This window comes from Anaerophaga thermohalophila DSM 12881, from assembly GCF_000191885.1.
GTDB classification, from domain to species: Bacteria; Bacteroidota; Bacteroidia; order Bacteroidales; family Marinilabiliaceae; genus Anaerophaga; species Anaerophaga thermohalophila.
In genome coordinates this window covers 26,787-45,923 of sequence record NZ_AEWI01000053.1, presented here as the reverse complement: position 1 = coordinate 45,923, position 19,137 = coordinate 26,787, and the positions used below count along the sequence as shown (strand labels likewise).

10 protein-coding genes and 2 rRNA genes are annotated in these 19,137 nt (G+C 42.3%); 7 read left to right on the top strand and 5 right to left on the bottom strand.

Annotated features, from left to right (window positions below; genetic code table 11):
- The first annotated feature begins 111 nt into the window (after positions 1-111).
- Positions 112-2,966 (top strand): 23S ribosomal RNA (locus tag ATH1_RS0113785).
- 203 nt (positions 2,967-3,169) lie between these two features.
- A 5S ribosomal RNA gene (gene rrf, locus ATH1_RS0113780) occupies positions 3,170-3,280 on the top strand.
- A 120-nt stretch (positions 3,281-3,400) separates the two neighbouring features.
- On the opposite strand, the gene ATH1_RS0113775 is transcribed toward rrf, so the two are convergent.
- The 5 genes from ATH1_RS0113775 to ATH1_RS0113755 all read right to left on the bottom strand — a co-directional run bounded on the left by ATH1_RS0113775 (position 3,401) and on the right by ATH1_RS0113755 (position 10,248).
- Positions 3,401-4,162, bottom strand: a complete 762-nt coding sequence (locus tag ATH1_RS0113775) for an SDR family oxidoreductase (protein ID WP_010422764.1) — start codon at positions 4,160-4,162, stop codon at positions 3,401-3,403.
- Between the two features lie 163 nt (positions 4,163-4,325).
- The gene (locus tag ATH1_RS0113770; protein WP_010422762.1) at positions 4,326-6,734 is read right to left on the bottom strand and encodes a DUF5686 family protein; all 2,409 of its coding nucleotides are present in this window, start codon (positions 6,732-6,734) and stop codon (positions 4,326-4,328) included.
- A gap of 456 nt (positions 6,735-7,190) precedes the next feature.
- Positions 7,191-8,069: a pseudouridine synthase gene (locus tag ATH1_RS0113765; RefSeq protein WP_010422760.1), complete on the bottom strand. Its 879-nt coding sequence runs from the start codon at positions 8,067-8,069 to the stop codon at positions 7,191-7,193.
- A gap of 337 nt (positions 8,070-8,406) precedes the next feature.
- On the bottom strand, positions 8,407-8,991 hold the full coding sequence (locus ATH1_RS0113760; protein WP_010422759.1) for a hypothetical protein: 585 nt from the start codon (positions 8,989-8,991) through the stop codon (positions 8,407-8,409).
- A gap of 9 nt (positions 8,992-9,000) precedes the next feature.
- The gene (locus ATH1_RS0113755; RefSeq protein ID WP_010422757.1) at positions 9,001-10,248 is read right to left on the bottom strand and encodes a hypothetical protein; all 1,248 of its coding nucleotides are present in this window, start codon (positions 10,246-10,248) and stop codon (positions 9,001-9,003) included.
- A gap of 917 nt (positions 10,249-11,165) precedes the next feature.
- Here ATH1_RS0113755 and glmM point away from each other — a divergent pair.
- The 5 genes from glmM to ATH1_RS0113730 all read left to right on the top strand — a co-directional run bounded on the left by glmM (position 11,166) and on the right by ATH1_RS0113730 (position 19,117).
- Complete coding sequence (gene glmM / locus ATH1_RS0113750; protein WP_010422755.1) at positions 11,166-12,548, top strand: phosphoglucosamine mutase; 1,383 nt, start codon at positions 11,166-11,168, stop codon at positions 12,546-12,548.
- Between the two features lie 930 nt (positions 12,549-13,478).
- A complete protein-coding gene (locus ATH1_RS0113745) occupies positions 13,479-14,888 on the top strand; it encodes an efflux RND transporter periplasmic adaptor subunit (protein ID WP_010422754.1) in 1,410 nt (469 codons plus the stop codon).
- On the top strand, positions 14,885-16,234 hold the full coding sequence (locus ATH1_RS0113740) for an ABC transporter permease (RefSeq protein WP_139035429.1): 1,350 nt from the start codon (positions 14,885-14,887) through the stop codon (positions 16,232-16,234). Before ATH1_RS0113745 ends, ATH1_RS0113740 begins: the two co-directional genes overlap by 4 nt.
- 52 nt (positions 16,235-16,286) lie before the next feature.
- Positions 16,287-17,816: a TolC family protein gene (locus ATH1_RS0113735; RefSeq protein WP_245531803.1), complete on the top strand. Its 1,530-nt coding sequence runs from the start codon at positions 16,287-16,289 to the stop codon at positions 17,814-17,816.
- Between the two features lie 83 nt (positions 17,817-17,899).
- Positions 17,900-19,117 (top strand): efflux RND transporter periplasmic adaptor subunit, encoded by a 1,218-nt coding sequence (locus ATH1_RS0113730; protein WP_010422748.1) that lies wholly within the window; start codon positions 17,900-17,902, stop codon positions 19,115-19,117.
- Positions 19,118-19,137: the final 20 nt, after the last annotated feature.

The following is a 19,137-nucleotide window of genomic DNA, read 5'->3' as shown; positions in this document are numbered from 1 at the left end:
GAAACGTTCATTGACATATTGGAAAAAAGACTCAAAAAGAGCAAAGAGCACAATAAATAGTAGTGCTTTAGTGTAAGTTGTTTTAATAAGGAAGTTAAAGCAACACCAACGAAGAAAGTAAGAAAGGGCGCATGGCGGATGCCTTGGCTCTCAGAGGCGAAGAAGGACGTGATAAGCTGCGAAAAGTCGCGGGGAGGTGCAAATAACCGATGATCCGCGAATTTCCGAATGGGGCAACCCACCATATTGAAGATATGGTATCCCGTAAGGGAGGCGAACCCGGCGAACTGAAACATCTAAGTAGCCGGAGGAGAAGAAAACAAATGAGTGATTCCCTGAGTAGCGGCGAGCGAAGGGGGAAGAGCCCAAACCATTTTTGTTTCGGCAAGAATGGGGTAGTAGGACTACGTAGTATTGAGTAATGAAGAAACGGAAGCAACTGGAAAGTTGCACCAGAGAGGGTGAAAGTCCCGTAGGTGTAATTCATTACAAGATGAGTAGGATCCTGAGTAGGGCGGGACACGAGGAATCCTGTCTGAAGCAGCCGGGCCCATCCGGTAAGGCTAAATACTCCTGAGAGACCGATAGTGAACAAGTACCGTGAGGGAAAGGTGAAAAGCACCCCTGACAGGGGAGTGAAAGAGTACCTGAAACCGTGCGCCTACAAGCAGTCGGAGCCCCGAAAGGGGTAACGGCGTGCCTTTTGCATAATGAGCCTACGAGTTATCGGTTACCGGCAAGGTTAAGTACAGCGAGGTACGCAGCCGAAGCGAAAGCGAGTCTGAAAAGGGCGGCAAAGTCGGTAGGGATAGACGCGAAACCAGGTGATCTACCCATGGTCAGGTTGAAGTTCCGGTAACACGGGATGGAGGACCGAACCAGTAAACGTTGAAAAGTTTTTGGATGAACTGTGGGTAGGGGTGAAAGGCCAATCAAACCTGGAAATAGCTCGTACTCCCCGAAATGCATTTAGGTGCAGCCTTATGAGAGTTCAGCACAGGTAGAGCTACTGATAGGACGCGAGGGTTTCAACGCCTGTCAACTCCTGACAAACTCCGAATGGTGCAGAATGATTCATAGGAGTGAGGGCATGGGTGCTAAGGTCCATGTCCGAGAGGGAAAGAACCCAGACCACCGTCTAAGGTCCCGAAATGCAAGCTAAGTTGAAGGAAACGCGGTATGGTAGCCCAGACAGCTAGGATGTTGGCTTGGAAGCAGCCATTCATTTAAAGAGTGCGTAACAGCTCACTAGTCGAGCGACCGTGCATGGATAATAAACGGGCATAAAGCAAGCTACCGAAGACGTGGATGGCCCCCTTTCCTCCTGCCCCCTAAGGGGGATAAGAGGAGGGTGGGCTCTGGTAGGGGAGCATTCCAGGCCCGCCGAAGCAGTATTGTAAGATAATGTGGAGGGCATGGAAAAGCAAATGTAGGCATAAGTAACGATAATGGAGGTGAGAGACCTCCACGCCGCAAGACCAAGGATTCCTGATCAACGTTAATCGGATCAGGGTCAGTCGGGCCCTAAGGAGTACCCGAAAGGGGAATCCGATGGCAAGCAGGTCAACATTCCTGCACCCGCTATACAAAGGAAGTGACGGGGTCACCAGGTGTCTGAGTGCTGACGGAATAGCGCCCTGAGCATAGGTTACGGCCGAAGCGAAGACAAGTAATGACTTCCAGGAAAAGCGAGTATAGCGGCCCGTACTGAAAACGGACACACGTAGTTGGGTTGAGTATACTAAGGCGCTCGAGTGAACCGCGGCTAAGGAACTAGGCAAATTGGTCCTGTAACTTCGGGAGAAAGGACCCCTGGTATAATCGAAAGTTTATATTGGGGCGCAGAGAAATGGCCCAGGCGACTGTTTACCAAAAACACATGGCTTTGCGAAATCGCAAGATGAAGTATAAGGCCTGACACCTGCCCGGTGCCGGAAGGTTAAGAGGAGATGTTAGTTTCGGCGAAGCATTGAATTGAAGCCCCGGTAAACGGCGGCCGTAACTATAACGGTCCTAAGGTAGCGAAATTCCTTGTCGGGTAAGTTCCGACCTGCACGAATGGTGTAACGATCTGGGCACTGTCTCAGCCGCGAGCTCGGTGAAATTGTAGTACCGGTGAAGATGCCGGTTACCCGCAACGGGACGGAAAGACCCCGTGAACCTTTACTGCAACTTAACATTGAATTTGGGTAAGTGATGTGTAGGATAGGTCGGAGACAGTGAATCGCATTCGCCAGGATGCGAGGAGTCGCCCTTGAAATACGACCCTTTACTTGCCTGGAGTCTAATCCCGCAGAGCGGGAGACAATGTTTGGTGGGTAGTTTGACTGGGGTGGTCGCCTCCAAAAGGGTAACGGAGGCTTCCAAAGGTTCCCTCAAGACGATTGGTAACCGTCAGTAGAGCGTAATGGCAGAAGGGAGCTTGACTGAGAGACCGACAAGTCGAACAGGTGCGAAAGCAGGGCATAGTGATCCGGTGGTTCCGAATGGAAGGGCCATCGCTCAAAGGATAAAAGGTACTCCGGGGATAACAGGCTGATCGCCGCCAAGAGCTCATATCGACGCGGCGGTTTGGCACCTCGATGTCGGCTCGTCACATCCTGGGGCTGGAGAAGGTCCCAAGGGTTGGGCTGTTCGCCCATTAAAGTGGCACGCGAGCTGGGTTCAGAACGTCGTGAGACAGTTCGGTCCCTATCTGTTGTGGGCGTAGGAGATTTGCGAGACCCTGTCGTTAGTACGAGAGGACCGCGATGGACAGACCACTGGTGCATCAGTTGTTCCGCCAGGAGCACTGCTGAGTAGCTAAGTCTGGAAGGGATAAGTGCTGAAAGCATCTAAGCACGAAGCCTGTCTCAAGATAAGATCTCCACAAAAGGGGCGTTGCAGACGACGACGTAGATAGGCTGCAGGTGTAAATACGGTGACGTATGTAGCCGAGCAGTACTAATTACCCGAAACTTTCCGGTTGGGGAAAGGAGTTTCCACACATAAAGCATTACTATTACAATGAACAATGAACAGTTACCAATAACATTGATAACTATAATTGCAAATTGCAAAAGAGTCACACCTCCAATTCCCCTCCTTTGGGAGGGGTAAGGGGAGGCTTCCAATATGTCAACACATCACCTCCAATCCCCCTCCCTGGGAGGGGAATTGGAGGCCCCCTTAAGGTGGTTAAAGCAACAGGGTTCCACCTCTTCCCATTCCGAACAGAGAAGTTAAGCCTGTTAGCGCCGATGGTACTGCGTAAAAGCGGGAGAGTAGGTCGCCGCCGACTTTTTAGAAGAAAGCCGTTCCGGAACACCGGAGCGGCTTTTTTTTGCAACCTGCGGATTCTGTCCGCCGAATTTAAAAGCAACGAACCTCAATCCGCCGTCCGCTGTAAAGATCATTATCTTCATCTTCCCTCCCCACCGTCGAGAGTAAACACTTGTCCTGAAGCAAAACCTGCCAGTGGACTCAGTAGCCAGGCTGCCAGAGAAGCAAATTCTTCGGGATTTCCAAGCCGACCTACCGGAACATGTGATTGTAAACGTTGTTTGGCTTCCTTTATTGAGACCGTTTCCTGCTCTGCCATTTTGCGGAAAATTCGGTCGAGGGCCGGAGTTTCGTGATATCCCGGAGCAATAATATTAGCAGTTATATCGTTACTTGTTATTTCCTTTGTCATGGTTTTTACATAGCCTACCACTGCCATTCTGAATGAGTTGCTAAGAACCAGATTAGGAATGGGACTGTTGACTGAAGCACTTTCGCTAAAAAGGAATCTTCCCCGTTTGTTTTTTTCAAACAATTGCAGAATGAATTTTGATAATTCAATTTTCCATCTCATTACCAGACGATAAGCATTGTCCCAACTGTCCATGGTGGTTTCGGAAATGGTGGAGGCAGGTGGTCCTCCGGCATTAAGAAATGCTCCGTATATGTCTTCAGGAAGCGCTTCTTTCAGTTCGTTAAGGAAAGACTCATCGGTAATGTCGCCCGGAATTATTGATACTTTTTCCGGCCACTGATTTTTTATTTCAGCAAGTGCCGATTTATTTCGGGCCGTGATTATCACTTCTGCACCCTCTTTGAGAAGGTGTTTGGCCACAGCTTGTCCCAAGCCTGAACTGGCACCTGTGACAAGGTATTTCAGATTTTTTATTTGTATATCCATGGTGATTTTTTTTTGATGGTAGATTCCTCTTTTTTCAATTTTGCAACAGACAGTTAGGCGTTAGGTTCTCAGATGCTTTCCGGCAGGTGTAACACGGCAAATGGTACTTTATGGCCGGACAATAATTAAGCAAATTGATGTGGAAAATGTTCATTATCAGATGTTAAAATGCAAAATCAATAGAAATTCTAAAGCTCCAGTTATCTAATTCTTTCTCTTTTTTATAGGGCCCGTAGTGATAATGAACACCTAATCCGTACTTGATAAACAGGGCATTGAAAAGGTTATCCAGCAAAACGCCTGATTCGAAATAACCTTTGTTGAAAGTATTGTAACTGGCACCATCAGTTTCGGTAACATCTCCCCAACCGGCTTTGGATATCAGTTTTAATTCAGGCTTAAATGAGCCGGGCTTATTTTGACGGAGTGGAATTTCGTGTTTTAAGAATGTCAAAAAGAAACGATCGGCAGCAAATTCGTTCGGTGCCATAGTGGCAAACATGAACGGAATTTCTATAGAAAAAGGATCATAAGTTCCGAAAAAACTGTAAAGATTAGATGGCGTGTTCCATCCGTCTATCCATCCTCCCGTAATTCTGAGTGATGTTCGTGCCGCCGGGCCAGTACGGAATGTTTTTTCGATTTGCGATTCGATTTTTGTGTATGAATCAGATAACTCATCTTTTTTTTGAGTTCCTCTGATATAGTTGACCCAAACTTTTGGCCCCAGGCTGGGATATGGAAGTATTCCGAAAGCAGTTTTTGATATTTTCTCTTTATATGCCCACCTCAGGTTGATCCCATATTCAATGTTGGTGAAAGGTTCTGAAGGTATCGTAGCGTCAGGAGTAAAATTGTAAATTCTGAGAGGTTCTACCTCTGAATGGGAAAAAAATACCTTGCCTGACAGAGGCCCCCTTATTCTTGATTCGGCGGATGCCATTACTTTTTTTTCTCTGTCCATTGTTGTAACAGAGTAGTTTTTGAGAAGCGTTTCCATGTTCATAAGTTTTCCCTTATGAAATGAAAAGTTTCCCGTGGGAAGCATGTCATTATTATAAGTAATTGATATACCGGTTTGGCTGTTCATTTCGGGATTCCACTTTATTCCGCCACCGTAATTGTTCTTTTTTGATTTGAAGGCATGATTGTAATAACCACCCAGTGAAAAGTCGCCTGTTAAATCAGGTCCCGTCCACAACCCCAAACCTAGTTTAAGGCCTTCAAATTTATTGTAACCTATAACATTGTTGATGTCTATTCTGAGAGGCCCTGCCGTCAGATATCCTCTCATCAGATTTTTTTGCAATTTAATGATGTTGTCCAGTTTGTTGGCTTGTCCCATGCTGTCTATGAGGTGATAAGTAGCTGAATCCCCGCGAGTAAGGGGTTCGTATCTGAGCATCTCAAGTCCGGTGGTATCTGAGTGCATATCATCTTCAAACACTACTGAAGAGAATTCCTTTGGATTCAGGTCGGGATCGAGATCGACAGCTGTAACGATACTTTTTGATTTTCCGACCAGAGGATAGGGCATTGAATTAATTCCGCTGTTGGCATGGATAGTGAGCTGACTCTCCATCTCTGCCGGGAACCACTGAGTGTTTTCAATGCGCTGGTAACGCTGAATAATATCCAGTTGGAAGGGTGTTTCAGGATTTTTTGAACTTACTTTTATATTTTTTATTCCGTAGGTGTTCTTATGAATATGGAATGAACCGCTTAATGGTTTTATGTTAACATCCTTTTTCGGGAGAAAGGATATATAAAATAATGAATCACCTTTTTCAACGATCGTATCTTCAAGAATAAAAATGTAATTTTTCAATCCCTTAACAGAGGCCGGATTGAGAAATTCGGTATCCAGCAGTGAAATATAATCTGAATAGAACCCGAAAGGTTGAAGTTGCGATGGAAGAACAGCGAGTGAAGGATCCTTGAAGCCGCTTACTCTGCCCGATATAACTTTTTCTTTGTTTTTGTCGGGTGCCAGGTGTTTTTTTTCCGATACAGATTCCATCAGCAGGAGATGGTGATCTTTGCTGAATTCAATAATTTTATGTACAATAGAATCCGAATCGGGAGTCTCCTCCGGAACATGAAAGTCAAATGTCATTTTATGATAGACAAGACAGGAATAATTGTGTTGTTTATCAGGGTTGTTTTTATCTTTAGACTGTACCACCCTTTTCATGATTTTTAATGCAGGATTTTCACCCGGATAGATGTTGACCGCTCCGAGGGTTATTGTTTTTGGGGCAAGATAAATAGTAGAAAAAGGCGTAATATCCTTTATTGCCAATCGCCGGGTGTGATATCCCACACTGCTGATGGTAATGGAATCGCCGGTATCCCCGGATAAAATGAATTCACCTTTCATATTGGAAACAGTACCGGATTTTCCGTCCTGAAATATTACATTGGCAAAGGGTATTGGGGAATAATCCAAACTATCAGCAATGGTAGCCGTTATTTGTCCGCTTGCCGAAACAGGATTAACAACAAGGATTACAAATACGACCATGCCCGGGAAAATGAAACGATGCAACTTTCCTGATCTGAGGATGGCCATGATGTATTTTTCATAATTCAACATTGCAGTCGATCATGATCGCCTGATCTATTCATAAGTTTTAGTGATGAGATGTTCAAATATCAAAAAATACAAGCACCCACAGATAAAATCAAAGAAGGGAATAATGTATTATTTTGGGGCCGGTTTTATTGAGGACGCTTGTATTTTACCGATAGTTGGACATTGTAATAGAAAATTTGTGAATAGATCAGGATAGAGTTAGATGTTTGTTTATCAGGATAATTATCGCAAAAAAGTGAATTATTTCCCACTTTCGGGGGGCGGGGGACCATTGGTAGGGGAATTTCCTGCTCTATGCTTCCCTCTACCATACAATCCTTATCCCCTTTCTACCTTTACTCCATGCCCCATTCTCTTTGCTCCATGCCTTATGCCCCGTGCCTCTGCCTGTGAGCTACTTAATGTCTAAAAGTCAGACAATCTGTTAAGTCACTATTTGGATAATCCTGCTTTTAAATACATTACTTCTCTGTCGCTCAGGAACCTCCATTTTCCTCGTGGTAAATTCTTTTTAGTCAGACCCGCGTAATAGACGCGATCCAGTTTTTCAACTTTATATCCAAGGTGTTCAAAAATCCGCCGCACCACCCTGTTCCTGCCTGAGTGGATTTCTACCCCCGCCTGTTTTAAATCTTTGGGATCAACATAATTAATTGCATCGGGTTTGATCGTGCCGTCTTCAAGCTCTACACCGCTGGCAATGGTTTCAAGGTCTTCGGGGGATAATTTCTTGTTAAGAAATACATGGTATATTTTTTTTGCTTCGAAGCTGGGATGTGTCAGTTTTTTTGCCAGTTCACCGTCATTGGTCAGGAGTAACAGCCCGGTGGTGTTACGGTCCAGCCTGCCTACCGGAAAAATCCGTTGAGGACAGGCATTCTTTACAATATCGATAACGGTTCTTCGACCTTCAGTATCCCGGGCTGTAGTAACAGTATCTTTAGGCTTATTGAGCAAAAGATATACTTTTTTTTCCGGGTTTAGTTTTTCTCCCTGATATTCAACAACGTCAGTGGGAGACACAATAGTCCCCACTTCTGTTATGGTTTTGCCATTAACTTTAATGTCTCCTTTTTTTATCAGATTGTCTGCTTCGCGCCGGCTGCATACGCCCGAATTGGAAATGAATTTGTTTAAGCGCATTTTATCCGGAGAATTCTTCTTGTAGGCGGTGTGCTCTTTCTTAAAAGAACGCTCTTTTTTTTCGGTGCTTTCAGTGTTTTTTGATCGGTGTCCTTCCTGGAATCTTTCGTTGCGTGAGCGGCGCACAGATGATTTATATTTTTCAGGGATTTTTACTTTTTTGGCCATCGTGTTTGTTGATTTTCTGTGTTTTGTTCTTCAACGCCAAACGGGTTGAATTTTGATGGTGCAAAATTGTAAAAAAGAAATGATTAATCAGGCATTTAGGATGGAAATTAGTTGGTTGTTTTGGTTAAAAAAAACAGGGACTCACCTCATGTAGTACCCTGTTTCTGTTATTTGAAAAAATAATGAGTTCAGTCTAAAAAGTATCTTTATTGCCAAACTCTGTGTTGTTTTAAATTTTTGCATCCTCATTAACAACGAGTTAATTCCGGTACGAAAATTTAAAACGCCTTAATCTTGACAAAAATATGTCTTTTTATACCACACTCAATAATACTATCTAAAAAATCACAAAGTCAACGCCGAGGATGAAACTTTTACGATTGAGTTTGTCCAGGTAAATGAGGTCAGGGTGTTCATTTTCATGTTCATATTTGGATCGCTGAAAATTATATCCCAAATAAACGTTTAGACCGGTTTTATCTGAGAATGAAATTTCCTTCCCAATCATCAAGGCATAAACAAAGCCCTTATCCAAATTTTCTGAGAATGCAATTTGCGTACCTACTTCTGCTGAAGCAAAAAAACTGTTTTTGTTGGGCGATAGATAGTAATTGCTCTGCACAACAAGGGGGGAGGTGTTGGCACTAGTACCCTCATACCTGTCCAGTCCAAATCCAAGGTTCAAACTTAGCTTTGGTGATGCAAAGTAACCGACATAGATTCTCAAGCTTTTACCATATTGACCGTCATTCGAAAAGGTTATATCTTCTTCATAATCTTCAGGGTTGGGAATCGATACATCAGTCCATCCCAAATAACGAGTGCCAATTTTGAAGGTCAGTCCTTTTCGCTGTGCGGTGTTTTCCTGTCCGTAGATGGTTACTGCGAAAAATAATGCTGCAAATAGAATTATTGTCCTCATAATAAAAATTTAAAATTCAAATCTTACTGCTCTCCACTCTTTTCCTTTTCTTGCAGCTCCATATAATTTGGTGCCTTTTTCATAAGTGTATTTAGGAGCAGTTCCATTTAGGCTGAAGTTGCTGATATCAAAAACGGGGTTGCTAACGGAGGTTGAGTATCCAACAACTCCACCAAAATCTTTTTTGAAAATATATGTTACTTTATCATCATTTCTGGAGGAAATTTCCATATTCCGGGCAATTAGGTAAGATGTTCTTCTGTCTTTATTAAATTGAATCAATCTAACTGCATAAGAATCCTTTTTTGCATCTGGCTCCAGATTCAATTCTTCGTTGGCTTTTTCTATGCCAAAGTTTAAAGCCGCTATTGCTGCCGGAGCAAGATCTTTGTCAGAAATGTTATGTCCCCAAAAGTTAAAAGTCCAAAGAGGATCGCCATTTTTAAATTCTGTTAGCGTTTCTTTCAAAGGAGAGATACTGCCAAGGCCATTTGGTAAATAGTGTTTTTCCAAAGGATCTTCAACTGGTGGTTTAAGATCAGAATTCCACTCTTCTTTTAATACTAAAACTTCAAATCCACATCTTATTTCATCTACTTCCTTCTTATGCCAAATTCCTGTCCACCCCTTTTTTGGGGTTTTGGTTTTTATACCAGCTTCTGAATAAAAGCCAAAGTCAAGAGAATAAAATTTAGCGTCCATTCTGTATTTGGAGTCGTAATAATTTCTCACGCTTTTTGAGAACCCCCATATTGAGTCCCAAAGTTTCCCGACAAATGTTCCTTTAAATGATGTTCCTTTAAAGTCTTCTTCCTCTAATGCCGGAGCGGTATTTGAAGAACTACTTCCTCCCCCAATTGCACCATAAGTGTCATAAACACCAACCTCTTCATAATTTTTTCTCAGATAGTACTGAGGAGCAGCTATTTTAAGATTTGAATATCCGTGTTGAGCTACGTAATCATTTGGATCAAACGGTTCGGTAGCAACCTTTACGAGCAGTTCATAATTTTCCACATCAGCAAAGAAGGTACCATGAGGCGTAATTCGATAAACGGTATTGCCAACTTTAATTTCTCTGTTTATGTTGAGAAACTTGCTCAATCGATCACTAACCACTAATGTATCTTCAAATTCGGAATTATCAGAGCTTTTTAGGTTCCCGGAAAGGGGTGCAAAATCAGGTATTGATTGCAAATCAATATTTTGATTGTTGATGGTGTTGTCAAACAGGCTTTGATCTTCGAAAGAAAGCATATTGTTGAAGGTTGCAATACCTGTCTCTTCTTGAGGATCTTTTATGGGTTCTTCAATTTGTGGGGCTTCACAAGAAAAGATTAATAATAAGATTAGCAGGGGGGTAAGTTCTTGAATTTCATAAGATTAATTTTTTGTTCTTGAATTTAATTGAATTTAATGTGTTTTTTTCGAATGGATAACTTTCTCGTACTATTCTTCTGAGAAAATTAAAGAGAATGTTAATTTTACATAGGCAATGGTTTAAGTCGGTAAGTTTTAGGAAGAATATTAAGAATCCGGTAAAATATAAAATACCACAGTAGTTTTGGGAATATTATCAAAAACTGAGAAATAAGAAGAATTCAGAAGGTGGATTTTTTTAATTGAACTCATGGGGTATTGTTTTAGGTTATTTTTAGCAAATATATATATAAAGTTATTATATAACTAAGCTTTATTTTAAGAATATGATACAATGTTTTTAATTCGTGCTGAGATTGTTTTGTTGTAATGTTCAAATTTTTAATTCTCTATTTATTTTATTGATTTCTTTGCAAATAGATTGTTGCAGGATGAGCTATTGCTTTGACCTTTTTAATATAATGTCTGTCCGTAAGTTGCCATTTACTGCGTTATGCTTGCCGCCAAAATACTCATTTACGAAAAGTAAACTGTGTTTTTGGCGGCTTCGTAAGTCTTGTAAATGACACTTTCTGAGCAGACACTCATCTTGTAAAAATTTTTGTGAGTTTATAGATAGACACTACGTTTTTTCAGGACAAGCCTGGAAAAAGCCCTATGCGGGATTTACAACTTAAACAACATGTTGGTTAGTTTACTGCGCTAAGCGCCTAAATAATTCCCGTTTATCTTTTCGTTGCAAAACAGTTTTATATTCTGCAATTTTGCATAACCATATTAAAAATAATTGAGCAATGACTTTAATTAAATCAATATCAGGCATTCGCGGAACCATTGGAGGAAGACCCGGTGAAGGGTTGAGCCCGATTGATGTTGTTCGTTTTACCTCGGCATACGGTACCTGGTTAAAGGATCAGGCCGACAAAAGCAGATACCGGGTCGTTCTTGGCCGTGACGCCCGTATATCAGGGGCTATGGTGAGAAGACTGGTTGCCGGAACCTTGCAGGGAATGGGAGTCGATGTTGTTGATTTGGGTCTGGCTACTACCCCCACTACAGAACTGGCTGTTGTAAAAGAAAATGCCGATGGAGGCATAATTCTGACGGCCAGCCATAATCCCAAACAATGGAATGCACTTAAATTATTGAATTCCAGCGGAGAATTTTTGTCTGCATCCGATGGTGAGAAAATACTCAGTATTGCTGATTCGGGGGCTTTCGAGTATGCTTTGGTGGATGAATTGGGCAAACTGGAGAATAAAGATTATACGGATATTCATATACAAGATGTTTTGAAACTGGAGTTGGTTGATGTTGAGGCCATTCGTTCCGCGGGTTTTAAAGTGGTTATTGATTGTGTCAATTCAGTTGGCGGGGTTGCTTTACCTCCACTTTTGAAAGCACTGGGTGTTGATGATGTTGTGGAATTAAATTGCGAACCCAATGGTGAGTTCCCTCATAATCCGGAACCATTACCCGAACATTTGACTGAGATATCGGGGACTATGAAAACTGAAAATGCAGATGTGGGATTTGTGGTAGACCCCGACGTTGATCGGCTTGCAATAATCAACGAAGACGGAACTATGTTTGGTGAAGAATATACCCTTGTTGCCGTTTCAGACTATGTTTTGTCGCACACCCCCGGAAATACCGTCTCAAACCTCAGTTCTACCAGGGCCTTGAAAGATGTCACCGAAAGAAGGGGTGGCACTTATTCGGCATCGGCTGTGGGTGAGGTAAATGTCGTTTCTAAAATGAAGCAAACCAATGCGGTTATTGGCGGGGAAGGCAACGGAGGCGTTATTTATCCTGCCAGCCATTATGGTCGTGATGCATTGGTGGGAATTGCTCTGTTTTTGACTCTTCTGGCCAAAAAGGGGAAGAAACCGTCGGAACTGAAGCAGGAATATCCCGCTTATTTTATGACAAAGAATAAGTTGGAACTCCCTAAGGAAGTCAATGTGGATGAATTATTGAAAAAGGTAAAAGAATACTACAGCGATGAAAAGATAAACGATGAAGACGGGGTGAAGATTGATTTTCCGGATGCATGGGTACATCTGAGAAAATCGAATACCGAACCCATCGTACGTGTCTATTCGGAAGCCGGTTCTCCGGAAGAGGCAAAAGAACTCGCTCAATCTATGATGAATGTTATGAAGTCGTTCATTTAAGTAATAATATTCCATACAATAGTCAGTTAAAAAAAGCATAAACGCAGAGACGCAATGACGCAAAGTTTTTATTATGAGAGAGTTGTATTTTGTGCCATTGATCATGCAAAAAATTAATTATCAGACATTTGTAAAAGTTTGACGGAGTGTTGTCATAAGTCTTTTACAATATTCTGTTAAGCTCTTGTAATACGTTGCAAGTCAATTGTTTATGACAACAGGGGCATGCTTGTTAAAATACAGTATATCAAGGTTATACAAAACGAGCCTGGCAAGGCTTGCGAAGTCCCAAAATACGGAGTTTACTCATCGTAAATGAGTAATTTTCGGACGAGCGTAACACAGTAAATGGCCCTTTATGAAAAGACACTAATTAGTCGTTTATATAATCAAGTGAATAAACCATAATTCTCTCATAATAAAGATATTGAGTTGTTGTATCCCTGTGTTTAGGCTTTCTTTAACAGACCATTATTACAAATACCTCAAAGTAATTGTTATTTTTAAATGAGTTTTGTGTTAAAGTTCATACTTACAGGACTATAGGATTTATCATAAATCTAACATCTAAACATCTAATGATCTATTTTAAAGAAGTTTCAATTTTTGTCTTAAACTATTGCTGTTTTATCCTGTCTTAAACTATGATTTTTGATTTACTTTTTTGGAAATAATGTAAAATAAAAAATTTGTCAACGTAAAGATTGTTTTGGTAAATTGATAAGTATTTTCTTAAAGGATTCGGAGGGCATCATAAAAACTTTTGCATCCGGGTTTCCCCCGATAAATCGGGGCAGGCTGTCAGGCCAATAACACAGACTAATTTTATATTGATGAAATGAGCATGGCAAGGCTTGCCACAACAAGAATATGTATAAATCCTTGCATGCGAGTTCCATCAGACCAATAACTTAGACTAATTATATACTGATGAAACGACTTCTCAAGCCGGTTTACTACATCCCTGCAATAATTATAGTGGCCATTTTGCTTATATGGTCGATGGGAGACAATGTTGCAAGTGAAAATGTTATGATTACTGCTCCTGTTGAGCGCGGCTCTTTTATTTCCAAGGTTATTTCAACGGGGCAGTTACAGGCCGAAAATGCTACTTCTATTGAGGTGCCATCCGCTTTATCGGGAAGGAGACTTGGTATTTATGAAATTCAGGTTACCGATATTGTTGAGGAGGGGACGGTTGTTGACTCCGGCGATGTTGTAGCGGTTCTGGACCATAGTTCTGTGGATGAATTAATGACTGAAGCGCAGGACGAACTTGAAAAAGCGATGGAAGCTTACCAGGATGCCAGGATCGATACCAATATAAATCTGAGTAATCTCAGAGACGGACTGCTGGATGCTCGTGTGACAGTGGAAGAAAAGAAACTGATAGTAGAACAGTCGGTTTATGAATCTCCTGCAGTTCAGCGTCAAGCCAGACTGGACCATGAGCGGGCCAAGCGCAGCCTTGAGCAGGCACTGAGAAATTACGAGTTGAAAAAGCTGCAGGCCGCTTATGAGGTGGGTCGGGCATGGGAAGAAGTGAGAAAAAGCCGGGAACGAATTCAGGAAATAGAGGCGTTGTTTGATGCCCTGGAGGTTAAAGCGCCGAAACCCGGAATGGTTATTTACAGTTACGACAGATTTGGAAACAAAATACAGGCCGGTTCCACTGTAAGCCGATGGGCGCCGATCATTGCCGAACTTCCGGACCTGTCATCCATGATTTCCAAAACTTTCATCAATGAGATTGATATTTCTAAAATAAAAGCAGGGCAAAGAGCTAAAATCGGGATTGATGCATTTCCCGAAAAGTCGTTTGATGGAAAAGTTGTTTCGGTTGCCAATATTGGTCAGGTGCTTCCCGAAGGCGATGCCAAAGTATTTGAGGTAATTATTAAGTTAAACTCTACCGATCCGGATTTAAGACCTGCCATGACAACAAGCAATGAAATTATAACCGATTCATTGGCTGATGTTTTGTATGTCCCTCTGGACGCGGTTTTTAGTAGTGATACTGCTAAATTCGTCTATAAAAGGAAAGGACGTAACTGGGTCAAACAGATTGCCCGCTTTGGTATTGAAAATGCAAATTATGTGGTTGTTCAGGAAGGGCTCGAAGAAGGGATGGAAGTTGCTTTGACTGAACCGGTCAATGCCGATGAGCTTCCTTTTGAAGGTTATGATATTTACAAGGCCTTAAGAGATGAGGCTTTAGAAAAGGAAAAGGAAGAAAAGGAGGCTCGGGACGAAGCCCGGAAACCGGGAGATAGTGAAGAGGCCCCACCTTGGCAACGCCAGGGAGGTGAACGTTTGGAGGAGGGGAGGAGACCGCGATGACGACAAGAATTAAATACCTGATATCCAGATATTATCACGATGTACTCATCGCTATGGAAGCCATTTTGGCTAACAAGCTGAAATCATTCCTGACAGCACTGGGTATTATGTTTGGTGTTGCCGCCGTCATAAGCATGCTCGCCATAGGACGCGGTGCACAGCAGGAAGTTTTAGAGCAAATAAAACTGGTAGGCGTTAATAATATAATTGTAACACCTTCCGAAATGGCTGTTGATGGCGGCAATGGCAGCGGAAGCGGAGAGAGTACCAAACGGTTTTCTCCCGGATTGACGCTTCTGGATGCCCGCTCGATTAGAGAAACGATTCCGTCAGTTGCCAAAGTGAGCCCTGTTGTATCACTAAATTATCATGCCATTCTTGGTGCCAGGAGTTATCCTGTGGTACTTGAAGGGGTTTCGCCGGAGTATTTCGAGCTTCTGAATATCAATCTTGTTGCCGGAACTATTTTCGGCGAACAGCAAGCCGAGGCAGGAAAACCCGTGGCAGTTATCGGCGATAATATCAGAAACCGTTTTTTTAATACAGAGGACCCTGTTGGGAAATATATAAAATGTGGAGAAACATGGTTAAAGGTTGTTGGTGTTATCGAAAGACGTGATTTTACTGCATCTGCTTCCGACGAACTTGGTATCAGCAGCACGGATAACAAAATTATTGTTCCCGTGAAAACCATGTTACTCAGGTTTAAAGACCGTGCCCGCATAAACCCTGAAGTTCTTGAGCAGGTTTCACGAGGAGGTGGAAATACACAAGAAAATAACAATACAAATCAATCAAAAGATCAGCTGGATAAAATAATAGTACAGGTTGACGAAACGGAGTTTTTAAGCTCAACTGCCAACATCATTAAGAGAATGTTGCTACGCAGGCATTCCCGAATATATGATTTTGAAGTAACAGTGCCTGAACTTCTGCTTAAGCAACAGCAAAAGACCAATGATATATTTAATATTGTTTTGGGAGCCATCGCGAGTATTTCGCTTATCGTGGGTGGAATCGGTATTATGAACATTATGCTCGCGTCGGTTTGGGAGCGTATTCGTGAAATAGGTACACGTCAGGCAATAGGAGCTTCACGCAAAGATATTATTGTTCAGTTTCTTTCCGAATCGACACTGATCAGCGTGAGTGGTGGTATGATAGGAATAGTGTTGGGGGTTGTGATGGCTCACCTTATTCATGTAATGGCCGGTATAGAAACGATTGTTACTTTATTTTCGGTCGTTGTGGCCTTTGGTGTTTCGGCTACTGTAGGCATTGTTTTTGGGTATCTTCCCGCAAAAAGAGCTGCCGAACAGGATCCCGTGGAATCCCTCAGAGCATGATGCTGTTTAAAAATTGGATTCAGACAAATTTAAATCTTAGAAAATATTACCAATGATGACGACCAGATTGCTATTGATGTCATTTTGTGTTTTCTGTTTTTTTGGACTGATTAAAGCTCAGGAACAGGAAAACTATTTTCTTGAAGAACCGGAAGATGCGGTACATGTGGAAATGACTCTGGAAGAGGTGATTGACCTGGCCCATGAGCAATCGCTTTACAGTTTCCGTTCCAGGAATATGTATCTGGCCCGTTATTGGGAGTTCAGAAGCTATCAAGCCGACCGTCTGCCAATCCTGAGCCTGGATGCAACCCCCGTGAATTACGATAAATCTGTCGTAAGCCGTTTTGATGAGGAACGGGGCGAATATTTTGACCAACGGTCATATTTCACTTCGGATGCGTCTCTGTCGGTGCGCCAGAATGTCCCCTGGACAGGCGGTGTATTTGATATTACCTCATCATTATCGCGTTCACAAAACCTTGACAACAGCGATGATATACAATACGCGAGTGTTCCGGTAAGCATTGGTTTTACCCAGCCACTTAACGGCTATAACCGGTTTCGGTGGGAAGCACGTATTGAGCCTTTACAATTTGAAAAGGCCAAACGCGAGTATCTGCAGTCGTTGGAATCCATAGCAATACAGGCTACCGATTATTTTTTCGGCCAGGTAACCGCCGAGATTAATCTGAAAATTGCCGAAACAAACTACTCCAATGCCGATACCTTATACAATATCGGGAAGGGGCGCTTTGAAATCGGGACGGTTACCCAGGACGAACTTCTCGACCTGGAACTGGGTTTGCTTAACGCTCAAATGGAAGTGACCAGAGCCAAAGTAAACCTGCGACAGGCCAAAGCGGCTTTGAACTCTTTTCTGGCCCTTGAAGACAATGTGATAATTGATTGTGTTGTTCCTGATGAAGTACCGGCTTTGAAAATTGAACCCCAGAAAGCCATGGCCCTTGCTATTGAGAACAATCCCGAAATTCTTGACTACCAACAGCGATTACTGGAAGCAGAACAGAATATTGCTCGTACCCGCTCCGAAAGCGGACTGAGTACCAATATAAGAGCCAATTTCGGTATTAATAAAAATGCCGACGATTTTGGCCAGGCTTATGAAAGCCCTTTTGGAGATCAGCAACAAATCAGAGTTTCGGTCAGTATTCCTATACTTGACTGGGGGCTGAGGAAAGGGCAGATACAAATGGCAAGGTCTAATCGCGATGTCACCGAAGCCACCGTAAAGCAGGAAAGGGTCGATTTTGAGCAGGATTTGTTCATTCGAATCATGGAGTTTAATATGCAGGAAAAGCAGGTGGAAATTTCGGCAAAGGCTGATACAATTGCTCAAAAAGGATATGATGTTACCAAGCAGCGGTTTTTGATAGACAAAGTTGATGTTATTAAGCTAAACTCAGCAAGAAATTCTTTGGATGCAGCACGCAGGAATTATATTTCTTCGTTGCAGCAATACTGGAGAAGCTATTTTCAGATGAGACAGATCACCTTGTACGATTTTGTTAATGACCGGCCTTTGATGAAGGAACTGGATGAGTTGTTGCAACAGCAATGAACATTTTCGGGCAGAGAACAACATGAAACAAATCCCGATTACTTCTTTACCAGGCCAATCACTTAGATAAATTTAAATTTTATATGAAGCAACGTTTGTGGATATTGTTACCTCTTGTCTTGGTTATTCTTGCTTTTATCGGTTACAGACTTTTTTGGGCTGATGAGACCGACGGAGTAGAGGTGGCAGAAGTAATTCGCGGTAAATTTGAGCAATATGTTACCTCGATTGGAGAACTTGAAGCTCATAAATCTATAGATATATTAATCCCGGATGTTTTGACAGACCGTACTGTCAGGATTCGGCGTATTACCATAAACGACCTGGTGCGGGAGGGTACCAAAGTAAAAAAAGGAGATTATGTGGCTACTCTTGATCCTTCCGAGGTGGAAGAGAATATAAAAAATACCAGGGAAACACTTGATATGCTTGAAGCCAATCTTGAACAGGCCAGAATGGATAGTTCGTTAAATCTTTCGGAAGCAAGGGATGCCATTCGCCAGGCAAAAGATAATGTTCTTGACAAAGAGATCAAGGTAGAGCAATCTGTTTACGAAAGCAAAGCAGTTCAACGACAGGCACAGATTGAACTGGAAAAAGCGCAACGTAATCTGGAACAGAAAAAAAGAAATTACCGGCAGTTGAAAAGAAAAAATGAAATAAGTGTACAACGTATTGAGGAACAATTCCGTCAGGAAGAAAATAACCTAAAAATTTTAATGCAATTAAAATCAGACCTGATCATTAGAGCGCCGGCATCGGGGATTGTGGTATATGTACGAGAATGGAACGGAGAAAAAAGGAAAGTAGGCTCCACTGTAAGTCGATGGGACCCCCGGATAGCTATTCTTCCTGATTTATCCACCATTCTCTCGGTTACCTATGTGAAAGAAATTGATGTGACCAAAGTTTATGTGGGAATGCCCGTGAAGATAACTATTGATGCTTTCCCCGAAGAAGAATTTAATGGAACAGTCAGGACTGTCGCTAATATAGGAAAAGAGATAGAGGGACAATTTCTTAATGGTTTTAAAGTGGAAATAGAGGTGGATCCTAAGGGGTTTGAACTTCTGCCCGGAATGACCTCCGTCAATCGTTTTATTATCCGGGAAATGGATGATCAATTGATGGTACCGCGCGAAGCCGTTTTTGTAGAGGGGACCGAACAGGTTGTTTACAAAAAAACGCCTTTGGGTATTGTAAAACAAGAAGTGGAGACAGGGGGCGAAAATGATGAATTCATCAGGATTGTGAAAGGATTGAACGAAAGGGATAAAGTAGTGTTGACACCGCCTGAATAATCTGTAGTTCTACACTAAAA